Source organism: Klebsiella sp. Ech2A (assembly GCF_030078455.1).
Lineage (GTDB): Bacteria > Pseudomonadota > Gammaproteobacteria > Enterobacterales > Enterobacteriaceae > Klebsiella > Klebsiella terrigena.
The window spans coordinates 1-12,173 of record NZ_JAQGFU010000131.1; the positions used below are offsets into that span (position 1 = coordinate 1).

Sequence of the window (12,173 nt, forward strand, 5' to 3'; positions counted from 1 at the left end):
GCATTTCGCCCGGAGAACGGCGGCGAACGCCCGCGATATCCGGTGATATACTGGAGAGTACGCGATGGCAGGGATACGACAAGCCGCCTGTGCTGACCGTGAAAGTTGACGCCCATGAACGCAGCGGCAGCGCCGATGTCGCCCGCTGGATGTCCGCTATTGCTGAAAAATAGCGTGACACAGGGGGTCGTCAGTGGGATATAATTCTCGGCTAAATTTGAGTTATTTTGAAATAACAACACTAACTACATGATTGTTAAAGTAAAAATAAGCAATAACGATAAGGATTAAAGCTATGGGTTTTCTTTCCGGTAAGCGCATTCTGGTGACTGGCGTTGCCAGCAAACTGTCCATCGCCTACGGTATTGCGCAAGCAATGCACCGTGAAGGGGCTGAACTGGCGTTCACCTATCAGAACGACAAGCTGAAAGGTCGTGTGGAAGAATTTGCTGCGGCACTGGGTTCCAACATCGTACTGCCGTGCGACGTGGCTGAAGATGAGAGCATTGAGTCTCTGTTCACCGAACTGACTAAAGTATGGCCGAAATTCGACGGTTTCGTTCACTCAATCGGTTTCGCACCGGCCGATCAGCTGGACGGCGACTACGTTAACGCGGTAACTCGTGAAGGTTTCAAAATCGCTCACGACATCAGCGCCTACAGCTTTGTGGCGATGGCGAAAGCCTGCCGCGAGATGCTGAACCCGGGCTCCGCCCTGCTGACGCTCTCCTACCTGGGCGCAGAGCGCGCGATCCCTAACTACAACGTGATGGGCCTGGCTAAGGCGTCTCTGGAAGCGAACGTACGCTATATGGCGAACGCGATGGGTCCGGAAGGCGTGCGCGTCAACGCCATCTCCGCCGGTCCGATCCGTACCCTGGCAGCATCCGGGATTAAAGATTTCCGTAAAATGCTGGCCCACTGCGAAGCCGTCACCCCGATTCGTCGTACCGTGACCATCGAAGATGTCGGCAACAGCGCAGCGTTCCTGTGCTCTAACCTCTCTGCTGGCATCTCCGGTGAAGTGGTTCACGTTGACGGCGGCTTCAGCATTGCCGCCATGAACGAGCTGGAACTGAAATAAGTTCTTCGCCCTCCTCACGCCGGTGAGGAGGGTTTTACTCTGCTGCTGACGACCTTTCGCACCATCTCTCCCGCTCTGTTATTCCAATCAGCTATTTGTTAGCACGTATCAATATTTTCTCCTGCTCCAGGGTTACGCCAGGATAGTTATGCATAGATGGCCCACAGAAGTGCGGCCGGACACATATCGATCAAGGAACGCCCATGGAGCAACGCCGCGTGTATGGCAAAAACCACTGGTATCACGAGACCCAGTCAACAATCTGCCCGGTGGATGTATTACCGCTCGTCCCTGAAGCCGCTTATGTCGAAGACCGTTTTTTACTCGACCTGACGTTGCCCGCGGAGCTGCTCCACGCGCATGCGGGCTGGCTGGCGCCGGCTCGATGTTTGGCCGATGCGCTCTTTCCGACCTCAGTGACGGCGAATCGTCTGCAAACTTTTAGCGCCTACGATCGCCTGAGCACGGCGCTAACCGTCGCGCAGGTCTATGGCGTGCAGCGGCTGTGTAACCACTATGCGGCGCGCCTGGCGCCGCTGCCGGGCCCGGACTCATCCCGCGAGAGCAATCGTCGTCTGGCGCAGATCACGCAGTATGCGCGCCAGCTGGCCAGCTCGCCCTCGGTCATTACCGCCCTCTCCCGCAGCCAGCTGGACGAAGTGGGATTAACCAGCCGCGATATTATCCTGATTAACCAGATTATCGGTTTTGTCGGCTTCCAGGCCCGCGCGATCGCCACCTTCCAGGCGACGCTGGGCTTTCCGGTGCGCTGGATGCCGGGAATGCCGCAGCAGGAGGATGCGCCGGCAGAAGGCTTTGCCGCCGCCGACGTCGACTGGCTGGCCGACGTCAGCGACAGCGACCTGCGCTACGCTGATGACGATCGCCAGGCGCGGCTGGTCAGCTGGCAGCAACACCCCGGCCTCGCCGAGCTGGCGCCGCTGCTGGCGGTCCACGATGCTATCCTCAGCGCGCAGGATGAGCTGCTGACCCGACTGAGTGAAAATCAACCGTTTGCGCCGCTGGTCGCGCTGATTGCGGCGCGGATCAACGGCAGCGTTAGCTGCTTTAACGCCTGGGAGCGAGAATGGTCCGGCTCGCCGGCGTTTCCTGAGGCGCTCCGCCACGACGATCGTGCGCTTCAGGCGTGGGGCGAAAGGCATCAATCCGAGCGCGCAATCTATCTGGCGGTGCAGCTGTTAACCCGCTCCCCCGACCGCTTCAGCGCCGCTCAGCTAACGCCCCTCACTGAATACGGGCTTTCCCGAACGCAGGTTATCGATATTCTGGCCTGGTGCGGGCTGTGCGGCTGGATCAACCGGCTGAAAATCGCCCTCGGCAATGTGGGTCAACGGACGTAAAATGCCAAACAGCGCTTGCTGCAACAGGCATAATCGCGTAAAAATGACAGCCGCTCTTTTAGCCACGAAAATACCAAATTATGTTTCAGGACAACCCGCTGCTAGCGCAGCTTAAACAGCAACTGCATTCTCAGACTCCTCGCGTTGAAGGGGTCGTTAAGGGTACGGAAAAAGGCTTTGGCTTCCTCGAAGTTGACTCGCAGAAAAGCTATTTCATTCCGCCGCCGCAAATGAAAAAAGTGATGCACGGCGATCGTATTACCGCCGTGGTCCATACTGAAAAAGAACGTGAAAGCGCGGAGCCGGAAGAGTTGATCGAGCCTTTCCTGACGCGTTTCGTTGGTAAAGTGCATAAGAAAGACGATCGCCTGTCTATCGTTCCCGATCATCCGCTGCTGAAAGATGCCATTCCGTGCCGCGCCGATCGCAGCGTCAGCCACGATTTCAGCGAGGGTGACTGGGCGGTGGCCGAAATGCGCCGCCATCCGCTGAAAGGCGACCGCGGCTTCTATGCCGAATTAACCCAGTTCATCACCTTCAGCGACGACCACTTCGTGCCGTGGTGGGTTACCCTGGCGCGTCATAATCTGGAAAAAGAAGCGCCAGACGGCGTGGCTACCGAGATGCTGGACGAAGGGCTGGAGCGTCGCGACCTGACGGCGCTGGCGTTCGTGACCATCGATAGCGCCAGCACCCAGGATATGGACGATGCGCTGTATGTGGAAGCCGCCGCTGACGGCAAGCTGCAGCTGACCGTCGCGATCGCCGACCCGACCGCCTGGATTGCCGAAGGCAGCAAGCTGGACGACGCGGCAAAAATCCGCGCCTTCACCAACTACCTGCCGGGCTTTAACATCCCGATGCTGCCGCGCGAGCTCTCCGACGACCTGTGCTCCCTGCGCGCCAACGAAACGCGCCCGGTGCTGGCCTGTCGCATGATCCTCTCGGCCGACGGTACCATTGAAGACAATATCGAATTCTTCGCCGCCACCATTGAGTCGAAAGCGAAGCTGGCCTACGACAACGTCTCCGACTGGCTGGAGAATAGCGGCAGCTGGCAGCCCGAAAGCGAAGCCATCGCGCAGCAGATTACCCTGCTGCAGGATCTGTGCCTGCGCCGCAGCGAATGGCGTAAAACCCATGCGCTGGTGTTTAAGGACCGTCCGGACTACCGCTTCGTGCTGGGTGAAAAAGGTGAAGTGCTGGATATCGTTGCCGAGCCGCGCCGTATCGCCAACCGCATCGTCGAAGAGTCGATGATTGCCGCCAACATCTGCGCCGCTCGCGTGCTGCGCGACCGCCTGGGCTTTGGCGTTTACAACGTGCATACCGGCTTCGATCCGGCCAATACCGAACAGCTGGCCGCGCTGCTGAAGACCCACGACGTGCACGTCGATCCGCAGGAAGTGCTGACCCTTAACGGCTTCTGTAAGCTGCGCCGCGAACTGGACGCACAGCCGTCCGGCTTCCTCGATAGCCGCATCCGTCGCTTCCAGTCCTACGCCGAAATCAGCACCGAGCCGGGCCCGCACTTCGGCCTTGGCCTCGAAGCCTACGCCACCTGGACCTCACCGATTCGTAAGTACGGCGATATGATTAACCATCGCCTGCTGAAAGCCATCATTAAAGGTGAAACCATCGCGCGCCCTAATGATGACGTAGCGGTGCAGATGGCAGAACGCCGTCGTCTGAACCGGATGGCCGAACGCGACGTCGGCGACTGGCTGTACGCGCGCTACCTGAGCCCGAACGCCGGTACCGATACGCGCTTTGCGGCGGAAATTATCGATATCAGCCGCGGCGGCATGCGCGTGCGCCTGGTTGATAACGGCGCGGTCGCCTTTATCCCGGCACCGTTCCTGCACGCCGTCCGCGATGAGCTTGTCTGCAGCCAGGAAAACGGCACCGTGCAGATTAAAGGTGAAACCGTCTACAAGGTGACCGACGTTATCGACGTTAAGATTGCCGAAGTCAGAATGGAAACGCGCAGCGTTATTGCCCGGCCATTCGCCTGATACTGCACCTCAGCGGCTCCCGACTCAGGGAGCCGTTCTTTTTAGCCAATCTCCGTTCCCCACCCGCTCCTGCGCTAAAAACCTCCAGATGAGATAGGTTGTGCGATCTTTTCACTTCTCTTTTGCATCCGTTTTTTGCATCATTGATTTCATTCGCTTTTGTAACCAGGATAATACTATGTCTGATCTGAATGCCCGCCTGCTCGCCCAACGTATCGATACCGTGCTGGATATTCTGGTTGCCGGAGACTATCACTCCGCGATTCATAATCTGGAGATCCTCAAGGCGGAGCTGCAGGCTCTTGCTAACGATGAACCGGAAAGCAAGCCCGGTCAGCCGAAAGCCCCCTGGGAAATCTGACAGCCCCTCGCGCCGCAGCCGACCGTACAGCGTCGATTGCCCGTAAAATAGCCCCTAACTGTGATGTTGCTATGAACGCCCGACAACAAAGTATTTTGCAAATGGTCATCGATAAAGGCCGCATGAGCGTGGCCGAACTCGCGAAAATGACCGGTGTCTCTGAAGTGACCGTACGTCAGGATTTGAATCTGCTGGAAAAGCAGAGCTATCTGCGTCGTACCCACGGTTTTGCCGTGCCGCTGGATAGCGAGGACGTAGAAACCCGCATGATGACCTATTTCGCCATTAAGCGTGAGCTGGCTATGCGGGCCGCTGAGCTGGTTTCGCCCGGCGAGACGGTATTTATCGAAAACGGGAGCTGCAACGCCCTGCTCGCCCGGACGCTTGCCGAGCGCGGCGATATCACCATCATTACCGTCAGCAGCTATATTGCTCACCTGCTGAAAGAAACGCCTGGCGAGGTGATCCTCCTCGGTGGGATCTACCAGAAGCGCAGCGAGAGCATGGTCGGTCCGCTGACCCGGCAGTTTATCCAGCAGGTCCATTTCAGCAAAGCGTTCATTGGCATCGACGGCTGGCAGCTTGAGACCGGCTTTACCGGGCGGGATATGATGCGCGCGGACGTGGTTAACGCGGTGCTGGAGAAAGGCTGCGAGGCCATCGTGCTCAGCGACAGTTCAAAATTCAGCGCCGTACACCCTTACCCGCTCGGCCCGGTTGGGCGCTTCGATCGCATCATTACCGATAGCAACCTGCACGACACCGCCCGCCAGCAGCTGGCTGACAGCGGTTTAACCGTCGATATCGTCAACGTCGCCTGATCCGCCCCTCTTCTATTTTTTTCTTCGTCGCCCACTCAGGTGGGCGCAGGCCGCGCCACGTCTGAGAGTATTCCGAGCCCCCAATTAAGACTATTTACCTGCCGGTAAAATTTAAAGAAAGTAGAATTATTGTTAGCGATATAACAGGAAGTGACTATCACCCGCGTGATTAAAGTAACACCTGCGCAACTAAACTTCATGGAATAGCCCTTAACGCATAGTTCACGCTATGCTTAAAGGAAGTTGTATCCATGAATAGATTATTCAGGAGAAAAATATGATGACTTCAATGAGCAAAAAAATGGCTGCGGCAGTTCTGGCTGTAACAGTGGTAATGTCCCTGAGCGCGTGTTCTCACTGGTCAAAACGAGATCGTAATACCGCCATTGGCGCCGGTGCCGGCGCACTGGGCGGCGCGGTATTAACCGATGGCAGCACCCTGGGTACCCTGGGCGGCGCGGCGGTCGGCGGGATTATCGGTCACCAGGTAGGTAAATAAGCTTTAAATCAGTTCAAATAAAAAAATAACTGCTCGCAGATTTTCTGACTTACGCACCGGAAAAAATCAGGGCCACGGTATTTACCGTGGCCCTGTTGTTATTATCAGCCGCCGGCCAGCTTGACCTTCATGCCCTTAGCTTCGAGCAGCGATTTTATCAGATCGCGCTTATCGCCCTGAATTTCAATCACCCCCTCTTTTACCGACCCGCCGCAGCCGCATTTCTTTTTCAGCTCAGCGGCCAGCTTCGCCAGCGCGTCATCGTCCGCGTCAATGCCGACGATCAGGCATACACCCTTACCTTTACGGCCGCTGGTCTGGCGCTGAATACGCACCACGCCATCGCCTTTAGGGCGTTCGACAACCTGCTTCGGCTCATCGATACGTCCGCTCTCCGTCGAGTAAACCAGACGGCTGTTAGAATCGGTCATTAGGCCCCCTTATTCAGCGATGCATTAATCTGGCGTAAGGTCGCCGCCGGGTCGGCAGACTGCGTCACCGGACGGCCGATAACCATATAGTCCACGCCCGCGGCCTGCGCCTGCTCCGGCGTCATAATGCGGCGCTGGTCGCCCGCATCGCTGCCCACGGGACGAATGCCGGGGGTCACCAGCTTAAACGTCTGGCCCAGCTCCTGTTTGAAGCGCGCCGCTTCCTGCGCCGAACAGACGACGCCATCAAGGCCGCAGCGTTGGGTCAGCGCCGCCAGCTTGGCCGCATGGTCGGCCGGAGAGGGCGTAATCCCCAGCTCCTGCAAATCACCGGCTTCCATGCTGGTCAGCCCGGTGACGGCAATCAGCAGCGGCGCATCTTTGCCAAACGGCAGCAGGGCTTCGCGCGCCGCGGTCATCATCCGCGCGCCGCCGCTGGCATGAACGTTGACCATCCAGACGCCAAGCTCGGCAGCCGCCGCAACGGCATGAGCGGTGGTGTTAGGGATATCGTGAAATTTGAGATCGAGGAAAACGTCGAAATGACGCTGGTGCAAATCGCGAACAAACTGCGGCCCCAGCAGCGTAAACATCTCTTTGCCAACCTTGAGGCGGCAGTCCCGCGGATCGATGCGGTCGACGAACGCCAGCGCCTTATCGCGGTTATCATAATCGAGAGCCACAACAACGGGAGAGGATGTGACAACGCGAGAAGAAGATGTAGCAGTAGACGTCATGACCAGACCTTAATTGTTGATGGGCGCCGGGCTCGGCGCAAAAAAGGTAAACGGGCAGCATTCTACCTGCGATAAGGGGAAAATAACAGGCTGCGTTTCGGCACCTGCCCGACGATGGCGGCGCAATGGCCTAACGACAGCGCGGTGTCAAAAACCATAAGGATGTTGTAACTAAAGAGGAGCTTTTTTTAAATCTTACTGGCCGTCAAGGCCGCGAATCGGTTTGATGGTGGACCACGAGCGGCAGGACGGGCAGTGCCAGTAGAGGCTGTGGGCGGTAAAGCCGCATTTTTGGCAGCGGTATCGCGGCTTGCTGCGTACCTGTTCACCGACCATATTGCGCAGCACGCCAAGGCTCTCCTTCGCGCGCCCCTCTTCCGCTTCGTTAAGGTGGTAGTCCATCAGCTTATGGAAAACGCGCATCGTCGGATGGCGCTCCAGCTGACGGGTGACGTAGCTTTGGGCGGCTTCAATCCCCTCGCGCTGCTCGAGGATCTGCGCCAGCATCAGCTCGGCGGTCGCGCCGGTATTTTCATCGGCGCAGCGGCGGAGAAACGCTTCCCACTCGTCGATTTTACCCAGCTGCTGGTAGCAGGTCTGGAGCATTTCGAGGGTCTCGCCGACCAGCTCTTTGTCCTGATTGATCACCCGTTCCAGGCTCTCGACCGCCTTCGGATAATCGCCCTTTTCCATCCACACCCGGCCCATCATGATCGACACCCTGGCGCTGTTGCGATCGGCCGCGGCGCCTTTTTTCAACAGCGACATGGCCTTATCCATATCGCTGTTCGCCATCTGCTGCAGCGCCAGCTCGCACCAGAAGTTGGCGATATCGCCGCGATGCTTCTCTTTGCCGAGCTTCACCAGGCGTTCGGCAACATCGATGGCGGACTGCCAGTCGCTGGTTGCCTGGTAAATTTGCAGCAGCTGCTGCAGCGAGCTGAGGCGAAAATCGGTTTCATCCACCAGCTGTTTGAACATGTCCTCCGCCCGGTCGTACAGGCCGGCGGCCATATAGTCACGTCCCAACTGCTGCACGGCAAGCAGCCGCTGATCGTAGGTCAGCGAGGCGCTTTCCATCAGGCTTTGGTGAATGCGGATCGCCCGGTCAACCTCGCCGCGGGAGCGGAACAGGTTGCCGAGAGTCAGGTGAGCTTCAACGGTGCCGGTATCCTCTTTCAGCATATCGAGGAACAGATCCACGGCTTTATCCTGCTGATTGCTCAGCAGGAAGTTAACCCCGGTCACATAATCACGCGACAGGCGGCTAGCGTCGTCCTGTTTGGACTGTTGTGCACTTCTGCGCCCCATATACCAGCCGTACGCGGCGGCTACGGGCAAAAGCAGAAACAACAACTCCAGCATAAACGATTATTCCTTCACCGCAGGGGTGCCTGCGTCGACTGGCGCTACGCCCGCAGGCGCAATCTGGTGCTCAAGGCGCTTAACTTTACGCTCGGCGCGAGCCAACGAGACGCGAACCCGCAGCCAGAAAAGGCCGCAAATCAGCCAGCCAATGGCAAACCCTGCCGCGAAGAGCACCGCCAGCAGCGTTGAAATACGGAATTCACCCTGTGCGAGTAAATAGTTGAACGTAACCAGTTGGTCATTTTGCGCACCCAGCGTCACGGAGATGACGAAGATCGCGAGTACCAGTAAGAAAATGAGTAAATATTTCACACTACTTCCCGTTATGTGGGTTGCGCGAAAAAATCCCGCGTTCAGCCCTATAAAGTATCATTTTCGCTGCAGCGGTGGAATGGAAAAGCACGACACCACTGCAGGATATGGGGCCGGATGGCGCGAAAAACAACGTTAGCCCTGTTATTGCGTCCGTTTCTTAATATCCTGCGCCTCTTCCCCGGGCGGCGTCAGCGGGCCACACAGCCGCTGAGCCAGCCAGGTGGCCAGCGTCACCAGCAGCCAGGAGATAAGCGTGGCAACGAGCAAATCCTGCGGCCAGTGCATTCCCAGCGCCAGACGGCTCCCCATCACCGCGGTGGCCCAGAGCATCAGCAGCGCAATGGTCAGCCGGCGGCGGCGCGGCCACAGCAGCCCCACGCCGAGCAGCGCCCAGCTGGCCGCAAACATGGTGTGTCCGGATGGAAAAGCAAAACCGGTCTCTTTCTGCCAGTGTTTGCGCAGGAATTTAGGGATCCCCTGCTCCTGAACCAGCTGTTCATGCACCAGTTTAGCGCGTTCTTTGCGTTTTAACGCGTAGAATTGATCGACCGGAACCTGCTGCGTTTTTTCCAGCCAGATAACGAAGGGACGCGGCTCCTGCACCTGGCCTTTGATCCAGGACTTAATGCCCTGCCCGAGCAAAATGGCCGCGGCCAGAATCATAAACAGCACCACCGCCGCCCGCAGGCGAAAGCGCAGGCACCACAGGAACCAGCCGCAAAGGATCGTATGAGTGATGATGCCCCACGGCTGAGTCACGCTTTCGGTAACCCAGTACAGCAGCTTTAACCCCTGCTGCGGAAGTTCAGGATGCCACTTCCAGCCGGTGAGCCAAACCACTGCGGGCATAATCATTAATAGTGCCGCACCGGTGGCGGTTCGTCTGGCAATCGACAGCATTTCATCTCCTTAATCCTTTCTGCCGACTATCATAACGGAAAGTGGTTCGTTTGTGCGCTTTACGCGCAGGCAGCCGTGCGTAATTAGGAGAACCTCACGGCATTGTGGCAAAATAGCGGCAAACAGAAAGCACATTCAGGTGCTGACAAAGTCTGGAGAATCACATGCAGCTTAAACGTGTGGCAGAAGCCAAACTGCCAACCCCCTGGGGCGATTTCCTGATGGTGGGTTTTGAAGAACTGGCAACCGGGCAGGATCATGTCGCGCTGGTTTTCGGCGATATTTCGGGCCAGGCGCCCGTCCTGGCTCGCGTACACTCTGAGTGTCTGACGGGCGATGCCCTTTTCAGCCTGCGTTGTGATTGCGGTTTTCAGCTGGAAGCGGCGCTGTCGCACATCGCCGAAGAGGGTCGTGGGATCCTGCTGTACCATCGTCAGGAGGGCCGCAACATTGGCCTGTTAAACAAAATCCGCGCCTACGCCTTACAGGATCAGGGCTACGACACCGTAGAAGCGAACCATCAGCTCGGCTTTGCCGCCGACGAACGCGACTTTACGCTGTGTGCTGATATGTTCAAGCTGCTGAACGTCGAGCGCGTCCGCCTGCTGACCAACAACCCGAAAAAAGTGGAAATTCTGACCGAAGCCGGGATCAATATCGTGGAGCGCGTGCCGCTGATCGTCGGACGCAATCCGAAAAATGCCCACTATCTGGATACCAAAGCCGCCAAGATGGGGCATCTGCTGAATAACTGATTCGGCAGCATAGATTCAGGGCCAGCGATTGCTGGCCCTTTTTTTTACAGCATGTTGCGGATCACATAGTGCAGAATGCCGTCATTCTGATAGTAGGTCAGCTCCGTGGCGGTATCGATACGGCAGCGGCAGGCAATCACCTCCTGCTTGCCGTCCGCCCGCGTCAGGGTCACCGGCACCGTTGCGCCGGGTTCTAACGCCTGCAGCTGGCTGATATCAATCCGCTCTTCACCGGTGAGCCCCAGCGTTTTGCGGGTTACGCCCTGCGGGAACTCCAGCGGTAAAATCCCCATGCCGATCAGGTTAGAACGGTGAATACGTTCAAAGGATTCGGCAATTACCACCCGTACGCCGAGCAGACGCGGGCCCTTCGCCGCCCAGTCTCGGCTGGAGCCGGAGCCGTACTCTTTCCCGGCAACCACCGCCAGCGGCGTCCCTTCGTCCTTATAGAGCATGGCCGCGTCATAAATCGCCACCGGCTCGCTGCCCGGCAGATGTCGGGTCATGCCGCCTTCGACGCCCGGCACCATTTCGTTACGGATACGGATGTTGGCAAAGGTGCCACGCATCATCACCTCGTGGTTACCGCGCCGGGAGCCGTAGGAGTTGAAGTCGATACGCTCGACGCCGCGGTTTTGCAGATAGCGTCCGGCGGGGCTTTCCGCCTTGATGCTTCCCGCTGGCGAGATATGATCCGTGGTCACCGAGTCGCCGAGCATCGCCAGAATCCGCGCGCCGCGAATATCCTCTACCGGTTTGGGCTCAACGCCCATCTCATCGAAGAACGGCGACAGGCGGATATAGGTTGAGTCGCTCTGCCAGTCGTAGGTATCCGAACGCTCGACGTCAATCGCCTTCCACTCAGGCGTACCTTCAAAGACCTCGGCATACTCTTTATGGAACATCTCGGTGGAGACCTGCTCTACCGCCCGCGCAATCTCCAGGCCGCTCGGCCAGATATCCTTCAGATAGACCGGCTGACCGTCTTTGCCGACGCCCAGCGGATCGCGGGTCAGGTCAACGTTCATATTGCCGGCCAGCGCATAGGCCACCACCAGCGGCGGCGAGGCCAGCCAGTTGGTTTTCACCAGCGGGTGAATACGCCCTTCGAAGTTACGGTTGCCGGAAAGCACTGCCCCTACGGTCAGGTCGCCCTTTTTAATCGCCTCTTCAATCGGCTCCGGTAGCGGACCCGAGTTACCGATACAGGTGGTGCAGCCGTATCCTACCAGGTTGAAGCCCAGCGTATCGAGATAGGGCGTCAGCCGCGCATGCGCGAGGTAATCAGAAACCACCTTCGATCCCGGCGCCAGCGAGGCTTTGACCCACGGCTTCGGCTCCAGGCCGAGCTCCACCGCCCGTTTTGCCAGCAGGCCGGCGGCCATCAGGACGCTAGGGTTGGAGGTGTTGGTGCAGGAGGTAATGGCGGCGATGGCCACCGCGCCGTCCGGCAGCGAATATTGCTGCCCGTTCAGCGTATAGTCGACCGGCCGTTTGTCTTTCTGCGCGTGGTTGACTTCCAGCTT

Annotated in this window: 13 protein-coding genes; 7 read left to right on the forward strand and 6 right to left on the reverse strand. The window is 58.0% G+C overall.

Features of this window, described 5'->3' with window-relative positions; genetic code table 11:
* Positions 1-295: 295 nt before the first annotated feature.
* The 6 genes from fabI to osmB all read left to right on the forward strand — a co-directional run bounded on the left by fabI (position 296) and on the right by osmB (position 6,141).
* Positions 296-1,084, forward strand: coding sequence for an enoyl-ACP reductase FabI (fabI, locus tag PFH44_RS19375; protein WP_041145198.1), 789 nt, complete (start codon positions 296-298; stop codon positions 1,082-1,084).
* Positions 1,085-1,287: 203 nt separating this feature from the next.
* Positions 1,288-2,445 (forward strand): CMD domain-containing protein, encoded by a 1,158-nt coding sequence (locus PFH44_RS19380; protein ID WP_045855072.1) that lies wholly within the window; start codon positions 1,288-1,290, stop codon positions 2,443-2,445.
* Between the two features lie 80 nt (positions 2,446-2,525).
* Complete coding sequence (locus tag PFH44_RS19385) at positions 2,526-4,460, forward strand: exoribonuclease II (RefSeq protein ID WP_283825858.1); 1,935 nt, start codon at positions 2,526-2,528, stop codon at positions 4,458-4,460.
* Between the two features lie 178 nt (positions 4,461-4,638).
* Positions 4,639-4,821 carry a YciZ family protein gene (locus tag PFH44_RS19390; protein WP_041145195.1) on the forward strand — a complete coding sequence of 61 codons (183 nt, stop codon included), beginning with the start codon at positions 4,639-4,641 and terminating at the stop codon, positions 4,819-4,821.
* A gap of 71 nt (positions 4,822-4,892) precedes the next feature.
* Complete coding sequence (yciT, locus tag PFH44_RS19395; RefSeq protein ID WP_045855070.1) at positions 4,893-5,642, forward strand: DNA-binding transcriptional regulator YciT; 750 nt, start codon at positions 4,893-4,895, stop codon at positions 5,640-5,642.
* Positions 5,643-5,922: 280 nt separating this feature from the next.
* Complete coding sequence (osmB, locus tag PFH44_RS19400) at positions 5,923-6,141, forward strand: osmotically-inducible lipoprotein OsmB (protein WP_026612282.1); 219 nt, start codon at positions 5,923-5,925, stop codon at positions 6,139-6,141.
* A 104-nt stretch (positions 6,142-6,245) separates the two neighbouring features.
* Here osmB and yciH read toward each other — a convergent pair whose 3' ends face one another.
* The 5 genes from yciH to pgpB all read right to left on the reverse strand — a co-directional run bounded on the left by yciH (position 6,246) and on the right by pgpB (position 9,892).
* Positions 6,246-6,572 carry a stress response translation initiation inhibitor YciH gene (gene yciH / locus PFH44_RS19405; RefSeq protein WP_041145193.1) on the reverse strand — a complete coding sequence of 109 codons (327 nt, stop codon included), beginning with the start codon at positions 6,570-6,572 and terminating at the stop codon, positions 6,246-6,248.
* Entirely contained in the window at positions 6,572-7,309 is a 738-nt protein-coding gene (gene pyrF, locus PFH44_RS19410) for an orotidine-5'-phosphate decarboxylase (RefSeq protein ID WP_283825859.1), read from the reverse strand. The genes yciH and pyrF overlap by 1 nt, the downstream gene beginning before the upstream one ends.
* A 195-nt stretch (positions 7,310-7,504) precedes the next feature.
* Complete coding sequence (lapB, locus tag PFH44_RS19415; RefSeq protein WP_283825860.1) at positions 7,505-8,674, reverse strand: lipopolysaccharide assembly protein LapB; 1,170 nt, start codon at positions 8,672-8,674, stop codon at positions 7,505-7,507.
* Positions 8,675-8,680: 6 nt separating this feature from the next.
* Positions 8,681-8,989 (reverse strand): LapA family protein, encoded by a 309-nt coding sequence (locus PFH44_RS19420; RefSeq protein WP_041145190.1) that lies wholly within the window; start codon positions 8,987-8,989, stop codon positions 8,681-8,683.
* 144 nt (positions 8,990-9,133) lie between these two features.
* A complete protein-coding gene (gene pgpB, locus PFH44_RS19425; RefSeq protein WP_283825861.1) occupies positions 9,134-9,892 on the reverse strand; it encodes a phosphatidylglycerophosphatase B in 759 nt (252 codons plus the stop codon).
* Between the two features lie 164 nt (positions 9,893-10,056).
* Between pgpB and ribA the strand changes: the two genes are divergently transcribed.
* Entirely contained in the window at positions 10,057-10,647 is a 591-nt protein-coding gene (gene ribA, locus PFH44_RS19430) for a GTP cyclohydrolase II (protein WP_041145188.1), read from the forward strand.
* A gap of 44 nt (positions 10,648-10,691) precedes the next feature.
* On the opposite strand, the gene acnA is transcribed toward ribA, so the two are convergent.
* Positions 10,692-12,173 (reverse strand): aconitate hydratase AcnA (acnA, locus tag PFH44_RS19435; RefSeq protein ID WP_283825862.1); only part of this gene is annotated, 1,482 nt, incomplete at its 5' end.

Excerpts from the sequence above, each read along its gene's own strand:
- ribA (WP_041145188.1), top strand. The coding sequence starts at position 10,057 with ATGCAGCTTAAACGTGTGGCAGAAGCCAAACTGCCAACCCCCTGGGGC.
- yciT (WP_045855070.1), top strand. The coding sequence starts at position 4,893 with ATGAACGCCCGACAACAAAGTATTTTGCAAATGGTCATCGATAAAGGC.
- PFH44_RS19385 (WP_283825858.1), top strand. The coding sequence starts at position 2,526 with ATGTTTCAGGACAACCCGCTGCTAGCGCAGCTTAAACAGCAACTGCAT.
- osmB (WP_026612282.1), top strand. The coding sequence starts at position 5,923 with ATGACTTCAATGAGCAAAAAAATGGCTGCGGCAGTTCTGGCTGTAACA.
- lapB (WP_283825860.1), bottom strand. The coding sequence starts at position 8,674 with ATGCTGGAGTTGTTGTTTCTGCTTTTGCCCGTAGCCGCCGCGTACGGC.
- yciH (WP_041145193.1), bottom strand. The coding sequence starts at position 6,572 with ATGACCGATTCTAACAGCCGTCTGGTTTACTCGACGGAGAGCGGACGT.
- pgpB (WP_283825861.1), bottom strand. The coding sequence starts at position 9,892 with ATGCTGTCGATTGCCAGACGAACCGCCACCGGTGCGGCACTATTAATG.
- fabI (WP_041145198.1), top strand. The coding sequence starts at position 296 with ATGGGTTTTCTTTCCGGTAAGCGCATTCTGGTGACTGGCGTTGCCAGC.
- PFH44_RS19390 (WP_041145195.1), top strand. The coding sequence starts at position 4,639 with ATGTCTGATCTGAATGCCCGCCTGCTCGCCCAACGTATCGATACCGTG.
- PFH44_RS19380 (WP_045855072.1), top strand. The coding sequence starts at position 1,288 with ATGGAGCAACGCCGCGTGTATGGCAAAAACCACTGGTATCACGAGACC.
- pyrF (WP_283825859.1), bottom strand. The coding sequence starts at position 7,309 with ATGACGTCTACTGCTACATCTTCTTCTCGCGTTGTCACATCCTCTCCC.